Raw genomic sequence first — 22,576 nt, 5'->3', positions numbered from 1 at the left:
GGTGTAGTAAATAGGAGCCAATTATGGCCAAACCGATCAGTAAAGCGAGTCAGTCACAGGGAATGTTGATGTTCAAATTGTCCCTCACTCAAAGTTTTGCGATTGGCACGCTTAAAGTCAGGGAAATCGTGCCTTTTCAACCGATGACCCAAATTCCCTACTCTCACCACCATGTGATTGGCACCGTGACCATTCGCGACCTTACGGTTCCAGTGATTGATATGTCTGCAGCGATTGGCTTTCGCCCAATCACTCCCGCTGAATACAATGATTGTGTACTCATCGTGACCGACTGCTTAAGAACGGTCGTAGCATTCTTAGTTCGCTCAATCGATAAAATCATTGAATGTGATTGGAAGAGTATTGAATCACCACCTGCGAGTGTCGGTCGTAATGTATTTGTGACGGGCATTACTCGTTTTGAAGATCGTATCGTGCAAATGCTCGATGTCGAACTACTGCTCTCTAAGATCTACCCAGATTACGAGAACGCGCATATTCCAATGCTGACCGATGTAGAAAGGGAGCGCCTCAAGGCACTAAACATCTTATTGGTGGATGACTCTTTGATTGCGCGTAAGCAGCTATCTGACGCTCTCGACAGCATCAACATTCCTTATAGCATCTGTAATAACGGTTTGGATGCGATTGACCTAATGCGACGCCAAGCTAGCGTGGGTAAAGCGATTGACCTTCTTGTCAGTGACATTGAAATGCCGGGATTGGATGGGTACGAACTTGCATTTGAAGTACAAAACGACAGTGCATTGAGTCATGCTTACTGTATTTTGCATACCTCACTGTCCAGTGAGATCTGTGTTGATCGTGCGAATCAGGTGGGTGCCCATGAAGCGCTTGAAAAGTTCAATGCGGGTGAGTTAATCGAAGCCATGCTACGCGGCGCAAAGGTCTTAAACGACGCCTCTACGGCTGCTTAGGGCTCTTCACGAAGCTAAACCAGCATCATGCTCAATGGTTTAGCTTCTAAGTCTCTTATTTCTTCAAATATCAATAAGAATAGAGCTGATCGCTAGCCACTCTTTTTCGGCGTAGCGCTTTTGGGCATAGAATAGCTCTTACTCACGAATTCCACTTCCTCTACTTCATTGACATGATTAGTGAAAGACGCCAATGCATACAGTGTGTTCGCAACTAAGTTAGCGTATTTAAAAAGAATCGGATCCGGTGACTTTTTACTTTCATGATGCTCAATGCTCACCAAAGCTCGCACCACTTTCTTAGCCTGGCAACGACACAAATGAAGCTCACTCGATACTCGATTCCCGCCCGGTAATACGAACCCTTTGAAGCCACCTTCTAACTGCTCACGGATGCGGTGGTAATCTTGCTTAAGCTCGACCAGTTCGGATTCAGTAATCGCTAACTTCCCACGTACGGAACCATTCAAATGATAGATGTTCGGCTGCAGGCGTTGCAGGATCTCGCGAACCTGAGGCTCTAGCTCTAAAGACAACACCAATCCAACTCGGCAACAAAGTTCATCCGACAAAATCTCAAAATCACAGATAGGACTGTCTTCATAAATAAACGGGTAACAGAACTCGTCCCAATCTCGACTTACTGGTTTCACGTACCGATCCTTACATATAAATAGTCATCAAACGCCAATATACCAAACTCTTTGATTTAGACATAAAAAAGCCCTCACATTGGAGGGCTCCTAAAGAAATCGATTAAACGAGATTACTCGTTAGATACTTTTTTGTGACCTTCTTGTAGGTGAACGAAATCCACCAGATCGTCGCCTGACACTTGGTATGCCTGACCAAAGCCTTTAACGAACAGGCCGTTCTCAGCTTTAAGGTTAAACAGAGAGAAGTCTTGAAGTTGGCTCAAACCATCAATGATTTCACCAAAACGCTCTTGCATCTGGCCAATCACTTGAGTCCAAAGTTCCGTTTCACGCTCCACAACACTTGCTTGAGCATCAAACGTTAAACGTTTACGTGCGTAAAGTTGCTTCGAGCTCTCTTCGTCTTCAATCATCATCAAAGAGACCTGAGGGTTCGCTTTCAAGTTGCGAGCATGACGAGCAATATCAGAAATTAGAACAAAGTAACCTTCTTGGTTCTGAACGAAAGGTGCGTAACTTACGTTCGGGCGACCTTCTTCATCAACCGTTGCAAGTTGAAGGGTACGGCGCTCTTGGCGAAACTCTTTAATTTCTGGACCTAGGCGACCTTGTAGACGTTCTTGTTTTACTTGCTGTTCCATGGGTAATTCCTTTCTTCACTTTCTCTGATTTATTATTTTTGCCCAAGGTTGAGCGATCATTAGCGAACTAAACGATCCTCGAGCATTGATGTCTTGTTTAAGCCAGTTGGCAACCCTATGTAAGATTGCTGCTGATTATTTACTGTAAATTGAACTTAAGCTTGTTCTTTTAGCGCTTTGAAGCGTTCTACTTGGTCGGCAATAAGCTCACGCTTTTCGTTGCGGCCTAGGTAAATCTTAAAAATGTTCTCACCGGTTTCACTGAAGAAGCCGAAGTAATGACTTTCACGACCCATGAACGCCTTGCTCACCAAACCGATATGTTTAACGTTATCAAGTTTAAGGTGACCATGAAGCTCGCCCTCTTTGCCCATTAGGTTGTAGTAACCACGCGCTACCTTACCTTTCGGGAATGGCGCTTTAACTTCAAAGATAGAACCAAATGAATGCACGATAGTGGTCACAGGGCCCCAACCCACTAAACCTTCTAGAATCTCTTGAGCACGGCTGCCATCTAGCATTACCGCCATGTCGTTTGGAAAAGCAGCAACCACTTCAACCTCTGAAACACCTAGCTTCTCAGCAATTGCTGTTGGCAGTAGTTTTGGCTCTTCTTCTAAAATTCGAGCTACGCGTTGTTCTAGAGTTTCTGTCATTTCTAATGTTGTATCTGTCATTGAATATGTTCCGTATAAACGAGTAAGTTATAAACTAAAAATTCGATATTAAGCGTGCTTCAAACTTGCATGCGGGTGTACGCCCGAACCTGACGCTTTAGGCGCTGGGTGCATAGCTTGGTATTCAGCGTTAAGCACTTGAATCACACTCTGCGCTAGGCTTACCGCCCAAAAGCTGCCAGCAATAGTCAGGCTCAGATAATCTTCCGAAAGCTCAACTAAACCGTTCTTTTCCCAATGCGCGAACAAAGGCTTGAGGTAGTCGAACGTATCTTGCCCCATAAATCTCGGTAGCGTACTTCTTCTAACAACACCAGAATCGAAACCTGCCTTTAATGTTGAGAAGATAGGCTCTAATGAGCTTTGCTTAGTCATCATGGCAATAGGTAATTGACCTTGCTTTATAGACTCCATGTAGCTGTCTATAGTTCGATGCTGCATCACACCATGACCGCCGATGTTGCCACCAGCGCCACAACCAATGGGTAGAACTTCGGCATAAGTTTTCGCTAAGCTGTTGTAAATGCTGCGTTCGCGGTTATCACGAGTCCAGTGGTTTACGCTCAGTTGCTTGACCTTATTTTTTGCCATGAACTCCACACCCGCCAAATACATGCTCGCCTTATCTGGCGTATTCGCAGGCGGTGGGATTTTTCCTTTCTCAACAAGATTAAGCATAGGTGCATTGCCCGCAACAATCAGTTGGTAGAGGTCAATGCCGTGTGCGCCAGTAGACATGTAGTCTTCTAAATCTTGTTGGAACACTTCCATAGATTGGTGTGGTAATCCGTATAACAGATCAAGAACGATTGGCGCTTGCTCGGTGCGGCTTAGTGAACTGATACGTTCTAGCACAACCTCTCGGTCATCTAGGCGCTTAGCACTACGTCGAACCTGAGTATTGAAACTTTGAATACCGAACGAGAAACGATTGAAGCCACCTTCAAGCGCACGATCAAACATCTCGTCACCAAATCGATTGATGCGCCCTTCCAATGTCATCTCAACATCGTTTGCTAGTGGGAAATATTGACGAATCGCTTTACCCAGCTGCTCAACTTGTTGAGGCGACAAATCGGTGGGAGTTCCGCCACCAATATAGACGGCGTGAAATAGTCCAGACTGAGCCCAAGGTGTTTTGGCTTTCTGCTTTAGCTCGACCATCAGTGCATCGAAATACTCATCCACCAATTTACGGCTTGCGGCATTTTGGAAGAAATTGCAAAACGTACAACGCACACGACAGAAAGGAATGTGGATATACAAGCAACGCTTATCCTGTTTTTTCCCTTCACTCAGCATCAGTTCGTCAAAGAGTTCTAACTTCTTACTGGGGTCGACCGGAATTGAACTTCCTCCGGCGTGTGCAGAATGCTTTTTCGCAAACGCAAAACGAAGCGGATCAGGGCTAGAAACGCCCAAGATTGATTCGTCAAATTTATAAATATTAAGACTCATATAATCTCTCTAAACACTTACATAGCAAAGTCTGGAAGACTATTCGCTAAAAACTGAGAGAATCATAAATACACGCAAATGATAATGCAATTGATAATTGATCTTATTTAGATTCTAAGCAATAATCCGATACAGAATTTTGATTTGGTAAAGGATTGATTGTGAACGTTCCTAGATATGTTATTGCAGGCGGTGCATCGTTAGTGATTCATGCCGCGTTGTTGTTTGTCGCTCAAGAATCCAAAGTATTTGCGATGCCTGCAGGTAGCCAATCGAACACGGTATCGATCAACTTCACTCCTAAGAGCGTTCCTTCACAAGCTCAGCAAAAAACAATCACAGAGCCAGTTAAACCTGAGCCAATAAAAGAAACCGTCTCACAAGCCGAACCAAAAACGGTTGAGCCAAAGCAAGCTAAGCCAACCCCAAAGAAAAAAGCGATCACCAATAAACCTCAACCAAAGAAAGTTGAGAAAAAAGTGATTGAGCAAAAGGTTGTCGAGAAGAAGCCGGTTCAAAAGAAACCAGTAACTGAGAAAAAGGTAGTTAAGAAAGAACGCCCAAAACCAGCCACTCAACCAGAGAAACTGGCCGACAAGAAAGTCGATAAGAATATGGACGAGTCTGCCAACCAGCCTCAGGAAGTAAATCAAGGCGTATCAAACCAAGAGCCGGTTTTGGTCACTAAACCTTCGTTCTCTGCGCGTCCTACCCCACCGAATTACCCTCGCCAAGCAAGACGCCGTGGCGTTGAGGGTGTCGCAACGTATGAGATCTGGCTAGACGCTGAAGGCAAACAAATTAAACAAGCATTAGTAAATTCATCAGGCGCGCTAATGCTCGATAACGCCGCATTAGATGCCATTAAACAATGGAAATTCTCACCTCACACTGTCAATGGTCGAGCTATTGCTCACCGAGTACAAATACCTGTTCGTTTTAGGTTGGATTAATCATGCAACAAATCAGTTACTTACAAGATCAACTTGGCTTAATGACTTGGCCTCTTCTTATCTGTTCAGCATTAACAGCAATGATCATCGCTGAACGTGTCTTCCAAGTCATGCTCAGCATTGGTGTGGGCAAACGTGCTATTCGTCGTGAGCTTAACCAAATTTCACCAACCAACAGTAAAGAGATTGAAGCGCTTGCTCAGTCGATTTCAGGTAAACGCCCGCTACTGTACAAGGGCGTGTCAATGTTGCTTGCTCACCACTCTTTCTCAAAAGGGCTACGTGAAGATGCTGCTGGGATCTGGCTACAAGAAAAACGCCACCAGCTTCATGCAGGTTTAAGACTGCTTGGTTTGATCGGCGTGATCAGCCCACTCATCGGCTTGCTTGGTACGGTACTTGGTCTTATTGAGATGTTTAAAGGCGTTGCCGCGACAACAGGCAGCATCACGCCTAATGATTTGGCAGATGGTCTTGGATTAGCAATGCGAACCACAGCAGCAGGTTTAATGATTGCGCTTCCAGCTATTTCTGGTGCTCAGCTACTCGGGCTATGGGCCGATCGAGTGCTAGCTCAATTGGAGCATACATTGAACTATGTGAATGTGTGGTTAGAAGGCATGTCGATTCAAACCAATCAGTCAGATGATACTCAAGGTAAGCCTATCAACAAAACCTCTATCGGTGATGTGAGTCAAGCATGATTAAAACGCCCCACTCATCTCACACACAGAGCCTAGCGCCAGACTTAACACCGCTGCTCGACATCATTTTTATCGTGATGGTTTTTCTATTGCTTACGGCATCAGTAAAGCTGGAGTCACTGGAAGTTGAGCTGCCAAGCTCGGATGTCAAAAACGTTTCTGAAGTCCACAAGGATTCAATTAGCGTCAATATTTTAGACCGCGAACCCTACTGGGCAATTAACGGCCAAGAATACATCGACTGGGAAAACTTCAAGATTGCGCTGTTAGAAGAGACTGGTTCAACGGATAAAAAACCGATCATCATTGGCGCAGATAAAGCCGCTAACGTGGAGAACCTAGTGAAGTTGCTTTCATTCCTTCAAGAAAACGGAATACCAGCGACTCAATTGCTCACGGACGATGGCTAGAGCGACACTCAATTTTCACGAGGTTTGGCTTCTGGTTGATAAAACTAAACAAGCAGACTAAGCCTCTCTATCGATTCGAACTCACAATGCGAACGGACTGCTCACTGAGTATCTTCGCGATACAAAAAGAAAATATAAAGAACTTATTATGAACAACTTAAACGTGCTCAATAAATTAAAGACCAAGACACCTCTTCTTTCATTAGCTGCAATCAGCCTGGCACTTAGCGCACCCGCAATGGCCAACGACGCTGAACAACCTCGAATCATCAGTGCTGGTAGTGCCGTTACTGAATTGGTTTTGGCATTAGGTGCCGAAGAGCAGTTAGTCGCGATTGATGTGACCAGCCACTTCCCTCAAGGAGAAAACCTGCCAAAGATTGGTTATCACCGAAACCTGTCTGCGGAAGGCTTACTTGCCCTAGAACCAACCACATTGATTGGCTCGGATGAAATGGGACCAGACAACGCTATCTCTCAATTAAAATCGGCAGGCGTCGATGTCGAGATCGTCAATACCGAAGCAAACGTTGAGGGGTTATTAAAGCGTATCGACCAAATCGCAAAAATTACCCACACCGAAGCTCACTCGCAGCAAGTGAAAACCGATGTGAATCAAAAGATCGCAGCACTGAAAGCGAACCAAGTACCAAGCAACGAAGCGAAGAAAGTTCTATTCCTGTTGCTGCATGAAGGTCGCCCTGCCAACGTTGCTGGCGGTGAAACATCACCAAACGCAATCATCGAGTTAGCTGGCGGTATCAACCCTGCCGCTCAGAGCTTAACGTCTTACAAGCCACTTTCAATGGAATCACTCGTTGAGATGCAACCTGATGTCATTTTAGTAAGCGGCCGTAGTTATCAAAAAATGGGCGGCGCAGATGCCATCCTGAAATCACTGCCTATGCTAGCGGCAACGCCTGCAGGTATGAACAAGCAAATCATTACCGTAAATGGCAGTGCTTTGGTTGGCGGGCTTGGCCTAGAAAGCCTCTCTGAAGCAAAGCGTCTAAACGCACTTATCTACCCGCTATAACTCAACCACCCTATTTCTGCTATCGCTAATTCGCTTCCCTCACCAACTGACTCACGCTGTTGTTGAAGGAGGTCGAAGTTAGCGATAGATATTGAGGCCCTTTATGTTGTTACGCTCCGTCCCACTGAAAACGTCGATGTTAGCTCTAGGTGCAACCCTAGCTTTTGTCGCGCTGTACTCGATCACTGTTGGGCCAATGAACATTAGCTTAGCGGACAGCGCCACAAGCTTAATTAAACCAAACAATGACTTAGCACCTCACATCAACTTAGTGATTCAAGAGATCCGCTTACCTAGAACCATCTTGTGCATGCTGATTGGTGCGATCCTCGCCTTGTGTGGTGCAGTGATGCAGGGTTTGTTTCGAAACCCACTTGCAGAACCTGGCATCATAGGTGTGTCTGCGGGCGCAGCATTAGGTGCTGCACTGGCTATCGTTTTGTTCTCTGAGCTATCGCTTCAATACCCTGCTTTCATGAACTTTGCTGCGGTTCCTGTGTTCGCTTTTCTTGGCGGCGCTTTAACCACGCTGCTGGTGTATAAGCTGGGTACAGGTAAATTCGGCACCTCTGTCACCATCATGTTGTTGGCGGGTGTGGCGATCAGTGCGCTCTCTGGCGCAGGTATTGGCTTCTTGAATTTCATTGCTGATGACCAAATGCTGCGCGATCTTTCATTGTGGTCGATGGGTTCATTGGCGGGCGCTAAGTGGTCAGGAATTTTGCTGGCAGCTGTCACGCTCGTTGGCTTGTTTGTTGTTTTCTACCGCCAAGCGATGTCTCTAAATGCTCTATTACTGGGCGAGTCAGAAGCGCAACACCTTGGTATCCCAGTACAAAAGCTGAAACGAAAGCTGATTCTACTGACGGCTGCAGGCGTTGGTATCACGGTTAGCCTGTCTGGCATGATTGGTTTTATTGGATTGGTTATCCCGCATTTAGGTCGTATGTTAGCAGGCCCTGACCACCGAGTTCTGTTGCCACTATCAGCGGTACTAGGCGCACTACTGCTAACCGCCGCAGACATGTTCTCACGTGTGGTACTTGCTCCGGCTGAACTTCCTGTTGGTATTGTCACTGCGATTATCGGCGCCCCATTCTTCTTATATCTACTATTTCAACAGAAAGGGAGAATCCTTTAATGTTTCCTTCAGCTTTAAAAGCGACCGATATCGAAGTGAAGTTCGGCAGTAAAGTGATATTAGATGGCGTTTCTATTGAGATTGAAGCGGCAAAGGTAACCACACTGCTTGGGCCAAATGGCGCAGGTAAAAGCACGCTGCTTAAAGCTTTGTGCCAAGAGATATCAAGCAACGGCGATATCCAGTATTTTGGACACAGTAAAGACAAGTGGCCTTCTCAAAAGTTAGCGAAGCACCTTGCTATGCTTCCTCAACACAGCACATTGACCTTCCCATTCTTGGCACATGAAGTTGTCGAGCTTGGTGGGATTCCTCTGCAAGAATCCAACAAGAAGCTGACCAGCATTGCTAGCCAAAAAATGGATGTTGCTGATGTGACTCACCTGAGTGAAAGACTTTATCCTTCGCTATCAGGCGGTGAAAAGCAGCGAGTGCACTTGGCTCGAGTGTTAACTCAGCTTCACCACTCTGGTGACCAATGTATTTTGATGCTTGATGAACCAACCTCTGCACTGGATCTTGCCCACCAGCACAACACCTTAAAGATTGCGAGAGAATTAGCCGATAACCACAATGCCGCGGTTATCGTGGTTTTGCATGATCTCAACTTAGCCGCGCAGTATTCCGATCGATTGGTGGTATTGAAAGATGGCAATTTGGTGTGTGATGGCAAGCCTTGGGATGCACTGAAACCTTCGATGATAGAAGATGTGTATGGTTACAAAAGTATCGTAGAAAAACACCCAACCATGAGCTTCCCTCAGGTTCACCCCGCACAATAAGTCCGATTAAGGAGCGACTCGTTTTGAGTATTCGTTCTTGATAACAATGACGTAATCCTAAGCCTCGATTTGTTCGGGGCTTTTTATTGGCTCACAGCCACTATCTCGGCTTAAACTCAATTTTATTAATAACCACAGCAGCAAGCACCAAAACGACTCACCTTGAGCATTTGAGGCTCTAGAAATGAACACTACCCGTTAGGGTTACTTAGCTTTTAACACTGAAGAGTAAACAAGCCGCGAGCGTAAGCATATAAAAAGAAAGGAAATAACATCATTCAGCATCAATCAACAAGACTGCGACATCGATGTGGGATTGAAAGAAAAACGTACAAGAAGTGAAACTGCAAGCACAAAAAAAGCCCCCGTAGGAGCTTCTTTTATTGAGTGCTGATTATTGGCTCATACGAATCAATGATTTACCAATCAGCCACTCTAGTTCTTTACCGCTAGTATCGCCAAACTGAGTTTCAGTCAGCTTGTATAGACGATCAATACCGTTTGCAGCGAACTCATGCGCGCTCTCAGCAGTAACGATATGATGGAAAAGTAAACGTAAGATTGCTAGGAACTCAGCGTCTTCAAGTGCTGCAACCCAGCTAGCTGAAAATGCGTCAAGGCCATTTTCGAAGTCAATGTGTTCCATGAACATCTTGAAAATACGACCGTCTAGAGCAGCAGTAAAATCCGTTTTCTTTGGAAAGTGATGACTTATACCTGTACGAGAAACACCCGTTTGTTGACTCAACGTCGTGTATGACATCTTGTCGTAACCCAATCTTAGTAGCTGGTCTACAACGGCATCCATGATTTTCTGGATCGTGATTTCTGTATCTTCTTTACTACGCTTTGGCATATTCAGGCTCTTCTCTTTGTAAATCCATCTAACTCAATCAAATGAAGTCAGAATGAAAATCGTTATCAGCATTATGTGAGCAAGGTATTTTTTCGCAAGTATTTATAACTAAATTCACACAAATACTATGTACGAACAATTTTACAGTGATGCCTCTTTGGACACTTTGTCTAATTATTCTTCGAAAATCACCTTACAATCCTAAGTCGATAATTTTAAATAACGACTTAGAATATGAAATACCCAACGAAAAATTCATTGTATAAATACCTATCAAGCGATAGATAGTCTTATAAAATCATTTCTGGCGCAACTAAGTGAATGATATTCTGACATATTAATAACATTCCTCTTCAACAAAACGTGAGGTAAATCACATACATATTTGGCGGCGCGAATATAGATATTCATCAAACACCTTAACAAACAACATAGCATACCAGTATAAATTAGTTCAAAGGTTTTAATTTTTGTAGATACAGTTCAAATTGCTCGTTAGAATAACCTCAGACTTTGTAAGAGGATTATTTATGAGCCAAGATATTGGTAACAACGATGTATGTGAGGCTTGCGGCTGTGCAGGCGAAATCGGGTTCATCATTAAAGAAGGCGACGATGTTGCTGAAGTAACGGTTTACGGAAACTCAAAAGCACTGATTGAAGCTGAGTTTGCTAAGTATGTTGAACTTGCTAAACAAGTGTCTAGCAACGTTGAGTTCGAAGCATCAGAGATGACTGAAGAAAGCACAGAGTTTCACGCTCGCTTTAAATTTGAAGTTAGCGCTGAGAAGATTATTTTTGAACTTAAGACTCGCTCTCTAGCGCGTTAATATAAGCATTTATATGCTTATTAAAAGACGAGTGAATTACTCGTCTTTTTTTAATTGAACCCAAGCCAGTGACCCATTTTGCTCAAAATCATTTTCTGCAGCGCACTGAATCACTACGCCCCCTACCTCTAACACTGCCCCAATACTATAAGCCTTGTCATCATAATAACAAACTCGTTGCTGTTGACTGCCTTGTGTCACCACTACCGCAGCTTTACCGGGCGTTGAAATTACTTTATTGGCACTCGCAGACATTGAGCCAAACAATGAAGCGGCTATCAGAAAGACCTTAATAATTCGTATATTTACTCTAATCATTGATTTACCTATCATCTTTGCTCCATTCCTCGTTAATCTACCGCCAAATGGGTAAAACACTATGCGAGATTAATTTTTCCATTATAGTGTAAGCGTCTATCGTAATAAGAAGCCTGTTATGCTCAGAATAATTGCACTTATTATTGGTTCCTTAACCATAACAAATGTCAGTGCTGAACCACTCGATCACTATCAAATATTGAACCATCTCGATAATTACGGAAACTTATATCTACGAAATAAGCCTTATAGATCACTTCCAACTGGCTTGGTGGTAGATGGTAATCTCAATATAGAGAATACTGCGATCACACGCCTACCCAAAGGGTTAGAAGTGAACGGCAGCCTTAAAGGCTCTAACAGCCAACTCGCTCGAGTCCCGAGCGGGGTTAAGATAAAAGGTTACGTCGACTTGATTGGCAGCCAAATCACGAGCTGGCCAAGAGGTGTAAGAGTGGGCGGCTTTATCAACCTCACCGACACTCCACTGGAAAGGCTACCGAATGGCTTTAGAGTAAAAGGCGATCTGAGCGTGATCCGCACTCCTTTAACCGAGTTACCCAACGGGATCGTGATTGACGGCGACCTTTATATAGGTGGTTCTGGGATTACAACATTCCCCGAGACCATGACAGTCAAAGGCAACATCTATCTGGGCGGCAACACCGTAACCAAATGGCCAACCAATCTAGATCTCGGTGGTGCAGTCGCTCGCTAATTCAGGCTAATGCTCTAATGCTCTAATACGTTAGTGCTCGATCGCAGCAGCAAGTAGCGATTCAGAAACAAAAAAAGGAGCCCAAGGCTCCTTTTTCAATTCAATCAAGTTGCTAATCAACTAGCAAGCTAACTAACGCTCGTTAACCAATGTTCTTCACTGGGTTGGCGTAGCTATCGATCAAATACTGACGCGCACCTTGTGGCAGACTCGACAGTTTAGCTTCAAACTCTTGTTTAACGGCCGCTGTAATCGACTCATCTTCTTTTTCTGCTGCCAGCAAGTTTACTGGGAACAGTTTGTAGTTATCGTGGATCTGACGATCGATCTCTTCAGCAAGCGCTTCAGGCGTATCAAAATCTTGGTCGATAACCTGACCGAAACCAACGTGAACGCGTCCTTTATCACCGATGATGCCTTGAATGATACTTTCGATATCTTCAAACTCACCCTTTTCGTAACTGCCGTTTACGTCTTTTTCGAAAAGCTCTATCGCTTTAGCCGTGTCACATGGGTCGTTCTCGTAAGAAATAGCCACAGGAACAATCTTCAATGACTTCACGTATTCAGGGAAAGCAATTTTTTGCTTACGTCCTTCAACGTGGAACATTTTCAAAATTGCTGGCTCAGTAAAATCGTTACCGTCTTTCGCACGACCTTCCTTTTGAGCGATCCAGATTGAGTTGCCCGTTTCTAGAGAGTGCTTAATGTAAGAAGACAACTGCCCTAGCGCTTTCATCATCTCACGCGGTCCTTTCAAAGAACGCTTTACGATGAAGCTCTTGTTTAAACGCATCAATTCAGTCGCACATGGCTTTTTCAACAGGTTGTCTCCGATAGCGATACGACAAGTCTGATGATTATTTTGATGCAGAGCGTAATTTACTAACGCAGGATCCATAGCAATGTCACGATGGTTTGATACAAACAGATAAGCTTGGTTCGCATCCAGTGACTCGATACCAGTGTACGTCACACCGTTAGTGGTTTTCGCTAACGTGTCGCGTAAGTACTTTTTCACTTCAATCTGAATGGATTCAACGCTAGTCAGCTTGCTCCACTTCATTTTTAAGTACACACGCAAAATCGGGCTCATTAATGCTTTGAACCAAGACGCATGGTTTGAAAAACGGTAATGCAAGATTGCACTGATAAATTCTTCATCATTAATAAGACGGTTTAGTGCCGCTGGAATTTCATCATCGCCGTAAGGACGAATATCAACATATGGATCGGTTGGAGAGGTCATTTTTTAATTCATATAATAAAAAGCTGGCTCATTCTACGCGTTGTTTTGACTTCTCGCAGCTACAGAGCCCATACTTTTGACAAGGTCAGACCAGAAACATTGAAAATCCCCTGTTATTGTTGGCATTCTTTAAGATTAACGGTAATCTTGACGCCCCAAAATTAAGGTACTATCTATGAACTTCGCTATTGAATATACATCGGCTTACTTTTCACACTTGGTGATCACACCACGCAAGAAAGTACTTAAACATAGCCTTGTATCGGTTCAAAATGGCTTGGTTTTGATTAAGTTAGGCAAACAAGAGTATGCCGTTGAACCAGGACAAAGCGTCTGGATTCCACACGACTGCCTAACGTCACTGACCTACTTTCCAAACACTCAGGTTAACCGTGTCGATTTTTCTGTTCGTTTGACGGATTCATTCCCAAGACAAGCGGGTTACATTACGCAAACCAACCTCTCTTCGGCACTACTAGAAAAACTAGAGCAAACCAAAGCTCGCGCTTCCAATGCCAATAATACGGAACAAGCGTTTAAAGATATGCTTTCTGTATTAAAGCAAGAAGTGTTGTCGTTTAAACCACTGCTTTGTGAAAGTGCTCTTTCTCAGCGATTCAATCAATGGAACATTGATGATTCAAACCTGCCACAAGAGCACACTCTGGTGATGGTGATGCGAGAAGCGAAGAAACGCATGCAGTCAGGTCAAAAACGTTCACTTGTGATTGATGATCTGTTCTCAGGTAAAGAAGAAGAGTTCGAGCAACTGTGTATGCTTGTTTTTGGTGAAGATTTATAGCTTGGCGGAAAGTGAGTGCTGGTATTAAAACTCGCAAGCCAGATACTAAAAAGCCGCAAAAACTGAGTTTTTGCGGCTTTTTTAATTCTTACTATTTAGACGTAGATAGCAATCTATCTGTGTATCTGCCTGTCTAAAATGGCAACTCAACCTGCATCATTAGGTCGGCGTCACGTGAGTCGTGCCAACGATAATCAAAGCGCATACGCGGCTGCCCTTCGACTTTCTCGCCAAAACCGATGCTGAGTTGAAGACCATGATTCATCAACCACTCTTCAGTCGACATATCATACTGCTCATCTTCAAGGTCTTCTGGAAACCACATACCCAAGCCAACATAGTTTGACTCAATGCTTTGTGTCAGCAATGGCGAGTCTTTGGTTTGAAGAACCCAGTCAGACCAATAGTCCGGTGTGCTTTCCGGTTCATCATCGCTCAGCCCACTGATTTCCATCATACGTTGGCCAAAAGACTCAATGCTGGTCGAGAAATCTAGACAATTGTCATCTTCATCAGAAGTCAGCATGATTGAATCTAAGCTAAAAAAATCACACTCAGCATACGCAGGCATACTACATGCTGCCATGATCAACGTCGCTGGTATCGCGCTCTTTAGCATAGTCCTCTGACCTCTTGATTAGTGAACTCACATTATCTGATACAGTCCACTATCTTGCAACATCTTTGTAACTGACTTTGTACTCAGTTTTGCAACATCGCTTCCACTTATCAGTGCATTACGTATGTCTGTGCTGCGAATTTTCACTTTTTCAGGGCAAGCCATTACAGACCACTGCTCGGTAATCTCATCTGATTTATAGAAAGATGAGAACTTAAAGAAGTTATCTGGGCCAATAACAAACGTCAGTTCAGCGTCACGATGTAACTTTTGCAGTTCACTGAGTACAGCAAAAGTCGTCACGCTTTCGCCGGGTGTAAATAAGCTCTTTTCGATCAACGAAAGCTCAACTTGATCCAGTGAAAGATCACTGATAAATGCATTAACTAACTGACATCTCGTATCAAAGTCTAGCATCTCTTTTCCCCAAGCATGGGCAATACTTGGAACAAGTAGAATTTTGTCAAAGTGAGCCAACGAATCAATCACACTTTTGTGCCCTAAGCTCGGCGGATTAAACGCACTACCGAAAATGGCTATTTTTTCCATTATTTATTACTGCCTTCTCTTTCTAAGCTTGTGCAAAGAGGTTTTTAAATCGGATGATTTAGGTATGATAACACTAGATTTTTAATTTGCTTGCAGGAAAGGAATACGAATGGAACAGTTAATTCGTGACGAAATGCGCGTACTACCTTCAATTGACCCTCACTTCGAAGTGACTCGTCGTGTGGACTTTATTAAAACGAAACTTCAGCAGTCAGGCTGCAAGTCTCTGATCCTTGGTATCAGTGGCGGTGTAGACTCAACGACCTGTGGCCGCTTGGCACAAATGGCCGTGGATAGCCTGAATGAAAACTCTGGCAGCAACGACTACCAATTCATTGCGGTTCGCCTACCTTACGGCGAACAAAAAGATGAAGATGAAGCACAACTTGCTCTCTCTTTCATCCAGCCTTCTCAATCTGTTTCTGTAAACATCAAAGCGGGTGTTGATGGGCTTCACGCAGCATCTCACGTTGCACTTGAAGGTACAGGTTTACTACCAACAGACTCAGCAAAAATCGACTTTGTTAAAGGTAATGTGAAAGCTCGCGCTCGCATGATCGCGCAATACGAAATTGCGGGTTACGTTGGTGGTCTTGTGATTGGTACTGACCACTCAGCAGAAAACATCACTGGCTTCTACACCAAACACGGTGACGGTGCATGTGATTTAGCGCCTTTGTTTGGCCTGAACAAGCGTCAAGTTCGTGAACTTGCAGCAACGCTAGGTGCGCCAAAGCTATTGGTTAAGAAAGTGCCTACTGCCGACCTAGAAGAGCTTGATCCACAGAAAGCCGACGAAGCAGCATTGAACCTTTCTTACGACCAAATCGATGATTTCCTTGAAGGTAAAGAAGTCCCTCAAGACGTGTCAGACCGCTTAGTAGGCATCTACAAAGCAACACAGCACAAGCGTCAACCGATCCCAACGATCTACGATTAATTGTTTGAATTAATCTTAGAATCAAAAAGGCCGGAAGTTCATTTCAGTGAACTTCCGGCCTTTTCTATTCAATGTGCTTTTCTTTCTGGCCTTCCGACCTACCGAGTTAGTCTACAACTTCGATATCAGTTTGAGGCACACTACAACACGCCAGTATCTGACCCATATTACGTTCATGTTCTTGCAATGCAGGCACATCCGGTTGGTGAACTTGCCCTGACTCAAGGGTCACTTTACAAGCGCCACAGAAACCAGCACGGCAACTTGAAGCGATAGACACACCCGCCGACTCAGCTTGCTCTAGCAGGGTTGATTGGTTATTACCTTCAAACAGGTAGCCGTTCACACTTAACTGCAGCTGCTTCACCGCCTCTTCGGTAGACTGAGCAACACCAAACGCTTCTTGATGATAATGTTGAGGGTTAAGCCCCATTTGAATCAGTAGTTTCTTGGCATTGTCCATAAAGCCGTCAGGGCCACACACGAACGCTTGACGCTTGTGTAGCTCTTCAATTTTAGCGACATGCGACACGCTTAGACGCCCAGACAAACCATCCCACTCTTTGGTTGGTTGGCTTAATGAATAGATCACACGAAGACCCGCGTGCTCACTGGCGATCTTATCAATCTCAGCTTGATAAGGGATATCTTCTTCGCTGCTGCATTGGTGATAGAACACCACATCATCAATCTGACCATGGTCGGCTAAGTAACGAAGCATCGACAACATAGGGGTGATGCCGCTTCCCGCTGATAACAGCAGTAATGGATGTGTTGGGTTATCTTCTAAGTAGAATGCGCCATCTGGATTCTGAGCAACTAGCGTGTCACCGACTTGGAAGTGATCATTGAGCCAGTTTGAGATTTGACCATCGTCCACTCGCTTCACGGAAATCGCCAAACGACCTGCGCGTGAAGGGCTAGAAGATAACGTGTAACGACGAGACACTTTCTCGCCATTAATTACCATTTCAATCGGTAGATGTTGCCCCGGCTGATAGCTTGGTAATAAATTGTTCTCTTTCGCTGGCTCTAGCCAAAAGGTTGTGAAGTCGCGAGCGATCTCTTCACGCTCGACGCAAGTTAAGTGCAGTGACTCGACCCAAGAGTCTTCGTAGTGTTCTTTCTCTTTGGTTTCAAGTACCTCAACAACGTCACCCGCTTTCACCAGACCTTCATTTTTCGCCACAAGGTTCTGACCAAAGAAAACGCCACCACGTTCATTGGCTCTGAACGTAGAAAAGGTATTGAGTGGCTCTTTTGTTGCTCTGAATTCGCCGCTCTCAACATCGACTGTCGTTAGGATACAGCGCTCACAAGGCTTCACCGCTTCGAATTCAACCTCACCAATTCGAATGCGCTTCCAACCATCTTCAGCAAACGCTTCAGTGTTTGAGACGACAAAATTGGTGCGGAACTGATCCATGGAATGCGTTTCAGGACTACGGCGATTCAACTCATCAAGCGAAGCTTGGCTGATGATTAACATCGGGTAACCATCGGCGAAACTGACATTCTGACCAAGCTTTTCTCGAACACGATTAGATTGCTCACCACAGAACAGAAGTTCTACGCGAACACCAAGCACATCGCTAAACCAATCATCCGCCTCGTCGTTGGTGGTATACGCAGTGAAGCTATCTTTCCACACTGTTGCAGGCGCTTCTTGCATCTTGAAGTTTGCATATTTTAGGCGCAGCGGTTCTTTGCCTTCGTAAGTAAAAATCAAACCGTCTGGCTGCAAGCTAGAAGACACATTGACCATTTTAGGGTACTTACGCGCCGTCACCATTGAGCCGTCAGCCAAGGCCAACATAAAACGTCTGTCGAAGGTAAGGCCCTGTTTTTCGACCCAAGCAGAAGAGAGTGCAATCCCACCTACTGATTTAACCGGAAACACATTAATTTGAGATAAGGAGGGCTGTTGACCTGAAAGCTCTTGCTCCAAAGCCTTTTGATCCAAAGGTGACTGCGACATAACGATTCCAATGTTTTGTTGTTTGTCCCAATGCTAACAAATGGTTATAAATAGATAAACTGGCAGGCATTAAACACTTGATACTAAGTAGGCATGATTAAACTAATAGAATGGCATTATGTTCCGGCAAACCTAAAACTCTTGAAACTAACGATGATGCTTTACACACTAAAAGTAACCCGAATTTATTCACGCTATTTTTAAGTAGATCAGCAATATGCTGCACCTTGTTTCGACAATTGACTCAATGAGCCAGGTTTGCCTAAGTGATAGCCCTGAAAATAATCTATGCCCTGCGATTGTGCAAAACGTAAATCTTCATGGTTTTCTATACCTTCAGATAACAATTCAATCTGATACTTCCGAGCTAAAAATCTAAGACGCTCCCAAAAGGTCGAATTATCACTCCGGTTTCTCATTAACGACCGATCTATTTTCACTATGTTCGGTTTAACAACCCTAATCAGTGCTTCACCAGTGTTATAACCACTGCCATAGTCGTCTATCGCGATTTTAATTCCAAGACCACGACATACTCCAAACTGGGACATCATCCTTTTCTCGTCAATGCCAACCGGGTATTGTTCATTCTCAGTAAGCTCAATCCATAAGGTTATACCCAACTTATTACATGCTTGCCAAATTGGGGAAATATCACGTAGAAAAGTGAAACTTAAAACGTGATCAGGGGAGATATTAATAGTCAGAAAATCAATCATTTTCTTCTGAGACAATAATTCCTCGGACACTCTTAACAAGAATATTTGAGTAAACCATGCAATCTTCTTAGAGTCTAACAGACAGCGAATTGACGATTCAACATCGTGCCCTTTTTCCCAACGTAACAAAACCTCAGCACCGACAGTTCCATTGCCATTAGTTATCGGTTGAAAAACAGGATAAAACAATCCCTGATTAACATCGTCAACAAGTGCTTCGGCTTGTAAATTTTCAGACAACATATTCGTATTCATAAACAAACCTCTTTTTGTGATTAATCCATACTACAGATCAATAACTAGCAAGGATTAGCATGAACAAATCATATGTAGCTTTACATGCCTACTTCTTAACCGTGAAGACAAACTGCATAAGTAGTTAAACGAACTCCTGTACAAATACACAATGCCGTTTCAAAACGGTAATCTCGAGTCTGTTACGTTTAGATAGGTTATTAAAAATGCCATAAACTATCATAGATGACTATACTTCAATTAGATCAAATTACGCTTAGGGATAATGTATGTTTGGTGACTATTTAAAGGAATTGAGAGTCTCACTAGGTCTTACTCAGAGTGAGCTTGCTGTTAAGTTAAACCTTGCAAATGAAGAGTTTCGCTCTGTAGACGTGGTAACTCTCAGTCGTTGGGAACGAGGAAAAACCAAACCAACACTTGCAAAATGCCTAAGAATCTTGCGTTGTTTACAGGTTGACCTGAGTGACTTTTATGAATTAATACCTAATCCAAACGAAACAAAGCTACTAGACGAGATTGAACAACTTCGTTTTAATAACAGGGTAACGAAGCTTTCATCATTAAGTTATGAAGAGCCACAAGAGCCACAATCAACTTTAATTACTGAGATGCCACTTCTTTTGAAAGATGATGACAAGATACTATCTAGCCTTAAAATCTTTTACGAAACAGCCATCCATACACCGAAGGGTTTTTTCGACATTAATCTATATGACTACCAACAAAACAAACGAGCTATTTTAAAAAGATTTATAACAGAAAGCGGGCAGTTGGTAGGTCACTCAATTAGTTTTATATTCGAAAGTGACTATTTTGACAAAGTTACTCATTCAAAAATCATTGATATCGACCTGACAAAATCTGTCAGTTATAAAAATTCGACTAAGTTATCGGTTTGTAATTATAATCGTTACTCTTCTAATTTCCAGATATTTCGATGTATGTTAGTTTCTCAATTTATAAACCTAATTCACTATTCAAATGTTCAACGTTATTATTTCTTTAGTGCATGGCCTGAAATCGGACAAATTTTAGAGCAACTTGGATTTAAGAAAATAGCATTTGATATTGAGTCAGAAAAAGGAGGTTTTAAATTAGGCAACCGCTCATTCGAACATTGCTTATACGAAATTGATACAGCGACACTTCTTTCTCAACCCGAAATAATAACCCTCATAAAAACAACCCAGTGGGATAACCAATACTCAATCAAAAATCATTAGGCATAGCCAAACAGACTTTAAATTAAGATGCCTACCATCTTAAGTTTCTACACATAATAATACTTCGCCTTATGCAAAAGATTGGAGAAAATTACTGTGTTTGGCGAATACTTAAAAAAATATCGAATCGCGAATAAACTAACACAAAGTCAAGCAGCTACAAAGCTCAACTTACTCGGAGGAGATCTATCGAACATTGATACCGTTACACTTAGTCGATGGGAAAGAGGAACAACTAAACCAACTCTTAGCCGTAGTATTCGTGTTTTGCGAGAATTTACCAACGATCTTGAGCCTTATCTATCTAAAGTTAGTCATTTACAACATCAAGACCCTAGTTCTAAAAATAGAGTTGATCAATTCAATACTCTGATGGAAGAGAAATACCGTAGTTTAAATAACTTGATCGCCAGAGCAAATTATCAGTCAACATCGATGATCGAACACAATCCTGTTTGTGAATGTCCGATTGGAAATTCTAATGATAGTGAGATTGTAAATTCTGTACTTGTTTTTCATGAGAAAACCTCTGATGAGAATATTAAGCATGGACTCTATAAAATCGATTTTTTAAACTATTGCAATGAAAAACGTTTCATTGCCTATAAATATGTCGACAGCGTCACAGGGGAGCTATTAGGACATAACATAGGCACTATATTCACGACAGAAGGTATGATCTCCGAAATTGAAACACTTTCTCAAAAGTCGATTAATGAAATAGATTTAAGAAAAACCGTTCCTTATAATAAAAGCCGAAAATTAGCTTATTTTGCGGTGAGCCAGCATTCGCTGTACGAGCGACCTTTTCGTCTACAATTAAATAGAGAATTCAGGTTTCTAGCAAAACACGCTAACATTACCGACTACTACACAACAGTTGCTATAAAGAGCTCAGCAGAAGTACTCGAAAAAATGGGATTTTCTGTTGTTTCGTACGAGAAAAAATCAACCAACGGTGCAATCAAAATTGGTAAACACTATTATTCTAAAGCTTTAATGCACATAAAAACAAGCCAGCTATTTACTCAACCCGAGTTCTTGAACTTGCTTACAGGCTGTCAAACCTGTTCAAACCCATGCTCAATTAGCTCTCAGTGTTGCTAAGCGGTCTCTTTCCGCGCACATTAACAGGAGTACCAATCCATCGAAAGATAGTTCTGATGGATGAACTCCTGCTTGCTTCAATCTTTCAAAACACAGCTCTACAGTTTTGACATTCGTATTCGATATTATTGAACCAATATACCTCATTATTTTCCCACTTAAATTATCAGTACAATCTATATACTATGTAATTAAGCGATTGAGTATTAAAGCATATGGTAAAAAGTTAGAATCTAATATGCTATGTTCGCTTGACTACATGTCAACCTCACGAACAATTACATCATCTACTTCATTGTTTAGTAATGTTACATAACTGCTCTGAGTCATGCCTCTTACAGCTTTCGTGTTTTGCATGCCATCCACATTCGTTAGACTTTTGTCAGAATAAATTGCTCGTATATCTCCACCGACTCGGCCTAAAAACGTGACATCATCAGCACTAATAGAAGCAATCGCTGAGGTTGCAAAAAATAAAAACGAACATAAAACGACCTTAATATTGACAAACGACTTCATAAACACCTCAAATGTAATTGGTTACATATGAGAGTTTAGCTTATTCGCAGGAAAAAAGAAGTCTAATGCCTACCAGCCACTCTTGCATCCGTGATATTAGATTTGTAAACATTAATTTGTTCAGAAAAGTCCATTCATAATAATCATGATATAGCATGGATACAACCACATCAATTCACCAGACTTATACATATTATGCGCTGGTTAGCTATTTGATGGCAGTTAAACCTTAGGGAGAGACCGAAGAGTAAAACGCTAATACATATCTTGCAAGTCTTCATAGTAGTTTAATGGTTTTACATTAAGAGAATTAAATTTTATCTAACTTCGTAATATTTAATACCTGAACCTAAGATCTGGTATGTAAACCATGATTCTTGGCAACACTTGATTATTCACATCAACGTAAGCTATGTAAGATCATAGATGAATAGTTAGACAGATTTAATCGAGTGCAAAAAAAAGCATCACCATACCTTATAAGAAATAGGTCTA

25 protein-coding genes are annotated in these 22,576 nt (G+C 42.8%); 13 read left to right on the top strand and 12 right to left on the bottom strand.

The genetic code is table 11. The features are described from left to right. The first annotated feature begins 23 nt into the window (after window positions 1-23). Window positions 24-938 carry a chemotaxis protein gene (locus AB6D93_RS09280; protein WP_017630084.1) on the top strand — a complete coding sequence of 305 codons (915 nt, stop codon included), beginning with the start codon at window positions 24-26 and terminating at the stop codon, window positions 936-938. 92 nt (window positions 939-1,030) lie between these two features. Here the strand turns inward: AB6D93_RS09280 and AB6D93_RS09275 are convergent, their stop codons facing one another. The 4 genes from AB6D93_RS09275 to hutW form a co-directional block, all read right to left on the bottom strand. Then, entirely contained in the window at window positions 1,031-1,591 is a 561-nt protein-coding gene (locus AB6D93_RS09275) for an ATP:cob(I)alamin adenosyltransferase (RefSeq protein ID WP_102332676.1), read from the bottom strand. Between the two features lie 113 nt (window positions 1,592-1,704). After that, window positions 1,705-2,235 carry a heme utilization protein HutZ gene (gene hutZ, locus AB6D93_RS09270; RefSeq protein WP_004731858.1) on the bottom strand — a complete coding sequence of 177 codons (531 nt, stop codon included), beginning with the start codon at window positions 2,233-2,235 and terminating at the stop codon, window positions 1,705-1,707. Window positions 2,236-2,390: 155 nt separating this feature from the next. Then, entirely contained in the window at window positions 2,391-2,912 is a 522-nt protein-coding gene (gene hutX / locus AB6D93_RS09265; protein WP_048609727.1) for a heme utilization cystosolic carrier protein HutX, read from the bottom strand. A gap of 48 nt (window positions 2,913-2,960) precedes the next feature. Further along, complete coding sequence (gene hutW, locus AB6D93_RS09260) at window positions 2,961-4,370, bottom strand: heme anaerobic degradation radical SAM methyltransferase ChuW/HutW (protein WP_102332677.1); 1,410 nt, start codon at window positions 4,368-4,370, stop codon at window positions 2,961-2,963. A gap of 161 nt (window positions 4,371-4,531) precedes the next feature. On the opposite strand from hutW, the gene AB6D93_RS09255 reads away from it, so the two are divergent. The 6 genes from AB6D93_RS09255 (at window position 4,532) to AB6D93_RS09230 (ending at window position 9,396) form a co-directional block, all read left to right on the top strand. Further along, window positions 4,532-5,323 carry an energy transducer TonB gene (locus AB6D93_RS09255; protein WP_017062754.1) on the top strand — a complete coding sequence of 264 codons (792 nt, stop codon included), beginning with the start codon at window positions 4,532-4,534 and terminating at the stop codon, window positions 5,321-5,323. A 2-nt stretch (window positions 5,324-5,325) separates the two neighbouring features. Beyond that, window positions 5,326-6,027, top strand: coding sequence for a MotA/TolQ/ExbB proton channel family protein (locus AB6D93_RS09250; RefSeq protein ID WP_017064315.1), 702 nt, complete (start codon window positions 5,326-5,328; stop codon window positions 6,025-6,027). Then, complete coding sequence (locus AB6D93_RS09245) at window positions 6,024-6,437, top strand: biopolymer transporter ExbD (RefSeq protein ID WP_017062756.1); 414 nt, start codon at window positions 6,024-6,026, stop codon at window positions 6,435-6,437. Before AB6D93_RS09250 ends, AB6D93_RS09245 begins: the two co-directional genes overlap by 4 nt. A 148-nt stretch (window positions 6,438-6,585) precedes the next feature. Beyond that, the gene (locus AB6D93_RS09240; RefSeq protein WP_102332678.1) at window positions 6,586-7,473 is read left to right on the top strand and encodes a hemin ABC transporter substrate-binding protein; all 888 of its coding nucleotides are present in this window, start codon (window positions 6,586-6,588) and stop codon (window positions 7,471-7,473) included. Between the two features lie 103 nt (window positions 7,474-7,576). Further along, complete coding sequence (locus AB6D93_RS09235; RefSeq protein ID WP_017064312.1) at window positions 7,577-8,614, top strand: iron ABC transporter permease; 1,038 nt, start codon at window positions 7,577-7,579, stop codon at window positions 8,612-8,614. Then, a complete protein-coding gene (locus AB6D93_RS09230; RefSeq protein ID WP_102332679.1) occupies window positions 8,614-9,396 on the top strand; it encodes a heme ABC transporter ATP-binding protein in 783 nt (260 codons plus the stop codon). Before AB6D93_RS09235 ends, AB6D93_RS09230 begins: the two co-directional genes overlap by 1 nt. 394 nt (window positions 9,397-9,790) lie before the next feature. Here the strand turns inward: AB6D93_RS09230 and AB6D93_RS09225 are convergent, their stop codons facing one another. Beyond that, window positions 9,791-10,252: a TetR/AcrR family transcriptional regulator gene (locus tag AB6D93_RS09225; RefSeq protein ID WP_004731875.1), complete on the bottom strand. Its 462-nt coding sequence runs from the start codon at window positions 10,250-10,252 to the stop codon at window positions 9,791-9,793. 530 nt (window positions 10,253-10,782) lie between these two features. Between AB6D93_RS09225 and AB6D93_RS09220 the strand changes: the two genes are divergently transcribed. Beyond that, a complete protein-coding gene (locus AB6D93_RS09220; RefSeq protein WP_102332680.1) occupies window positions 10,783-11,082 on the top strand; it encodes a YfcZ/YiiS family protein in 300 nt (99 codons plus the stop codon). A 36-nt stretch (window positions 11,083-11,118) separates the two neighbouring features. On the opposite strand, the gene AB6D93_RS09215 is transcribed toward AB6D93_RS09220, so the two are convergent. Continuing rightward, window positions 11,119-11,415: a YnjH family protein gene (locus AB6D93_RS09215; protein ID WP_102332681.1), complete on the bottom strand. Its 297-nt coding sequence runs from the start codon at window positions 11,413-11,415 to the stop codon at window positions 11,119-11,121. 103 nt (window positions 11,416-11,518) lie between these two features. Here AB6D93_RS09215 and AB6D93_RS09210 point away from each other — a divergent pair, with 103 nt between their 5' ends. Next, window positions 11,519-12,118 carry a hypothetical protein gene (locus AB6D93_RS09210; protein ID WP_065583700.1) on the top strand — a complete coding sequence of 200 codons (600 nt, stop codon included), beginning with the start codon at window positions 11,519-11,521 and terminating at the stop codon, window positions 12,116-12,118. Between the two features lie 142 nt (window positions 12,119-12,260). Here AB6D93_RS09210 and AB6D93_RS09205 read toward each other — a convergent pair whose 3' ends face one another. After that, window positions 12,261-13,367, bottom strand: a complete 1,107-nt coding sequence (locus AB6D93_RS09205; protein ID WP_017062764.1) for a 1-acyl-sn-glycerol-3-phosphate acyltransferase — start codon at window positions 13,365-13,367, stop codon at window positions 12,261-12,263. A 175-nt stretch (window positions 13,368-13,542) separates the two neighbouring features. On the opposite strand from AB6D93_RS09205, the gene AB6D93_RS09200 reads away from it, so the two are divergent. Then, on the top strand, window positions 13,543-14,169 hold the full coding sequence (locus tag AB6D93_RS09200; protein ID WP_102332682.1) for an AraC family transcriptional regulator: 627 nt from the start codon (window positions 13,543-13,545) through the stop codon (window positions 14,167-14,169). 133 nt (window positions 14,170-14,302) lie between these two features. Here AB6D93_RS09200 and AB6D93_RS09195 read toward each other — a convergent pair whose 3' ends face one another. Further along, on the bottom strand, window positions 14,303-14,788 hold the full coding sequence (locus tag AB6D93_RS09195) for a hypothetical protein (RefSeq protein WP_017064306.1): 486 nt from the start codon (window positions 14,786-14,788) through the stop codon (window positions 14,303-14,305). A 27-nt stretch (window positions 14,789-14,815) separates the two neighbouring features. Next, window positions 14,816-15,337 (bottom strand): nicotinate-nicotinamide nucleotide adenylyltransferase, encoded by a 522-nt coding sequence (locus AB6D93_RS09190; protein WP_017064305.1) that lies wholly within the window; start codon window positions 15,335-15,337, stop codon window positions 14,816-14,818. A gap of 109 nt (window positions 15,338-15,446) precedes the next feature. Between AB6D93_RS09190 and nadE the strand changes: the two genes are divergently transcribed. Then, window positions 15,447-16,277 (top strand): ammonia-dependent NAD(+) synthetase, encoded by an 831-nt coding sequence (gene nadE, locus AB6D93_RS09185; RefSeq protein ID WP_102332683.1) that lies wholly within the window; start codon window positions 15,447-15,449, stop codon window positions 16,275-16,277. 106 nt (window positions 16,278-16,383) lie between these two features. Here nadE and AB6D93_RS09180 read toward each other — a convergent pair whose 3' ends face one another. Both AB6D93_RS09180 and AB6D93_RS09175 read right to left on the bottom strand, forming a co-directional pair. Beyond that, window positions 16,384-18,255 carry a hybrid-cluster NAD(P)-dependent oxidoreductase gene (locus AB6D93_RS09180; RefSeq protein ID WP_102332684.1) on the bottom strand — a complete coding sequence of 624 codons (1,872 nt, stop codon included), beginning with the start codon at window positions 18,253-18,255 and terminating at the stop codon, window positions 16,384-16,386. Between the two features lie 209 nt (window positions 18,256-18,464). Further along, a complete protein-coding gene (locus tag AB6D93_RS09175; protein WP_102332685.1) occupies window positions 18,465-19,229 on the bottom strand; it encodes an EAL domain-containing protein in 765 nt (254 codons plus the stop codon). 269 nt (window positions 19,230-19,498) lie between these two features. On the opposite strand from AB6D93_RS09175, the gene AB6D93_RS09170 reads away from it, so the two are divergent. Beyond that, window positions 19,499-20,455 (top strand): helix-turn-helix domain-containing protein, encoded by a 957-nt coding sequence (locus tag AB6D93_RS09170; protein WP_102332686.1) that lies wholly within the window; start codon window positions 19,499-19,501, stop codon window positions 20,453-20,455. A gap of 96 nt (window positions 20,456-20,551) precedes the next feature. Then, entirely contained in the window at window positions 20,552-21,562 is a 1,011-nt protein-coding gene (locus AB6D93_RS09165) for a helix-turn-helix domain-containing protein (protein WP_102332687.1), read from the top strand. Between the two features lie 255 nt (window positions 21,563-21,817). Here the strand turns inward: AB6D93_RS09165 and AB6D93_RS09160 are convergent, their stop codons facing one another. Continuing rightward, a complete protein-coding gene (locus tag AB6D93_RS09160; RefSeq protein WP_102332688.1) occupies window positions 21,818-22,081 on the bottom strand; it encodes a hypothetical protein in 264 nt (87 codons plus the stop codon). Between the last annotated feature and the right edge of the window lie 495 nt (window positions 22,082-22,576).

The organism is Vibrio sp. 10N.247.310.23, from assembly GCF_041467155.1.
Lineage (GTDB): Bacteria > Pseudomonadota > Gammaproteobacteria > Enterobacterales > Vibrionaceae > Vibrio > Vibrio crassostreae_C.
This window is presented reverse-complemented; position numbering and strand designations above follow the sequence as displayed.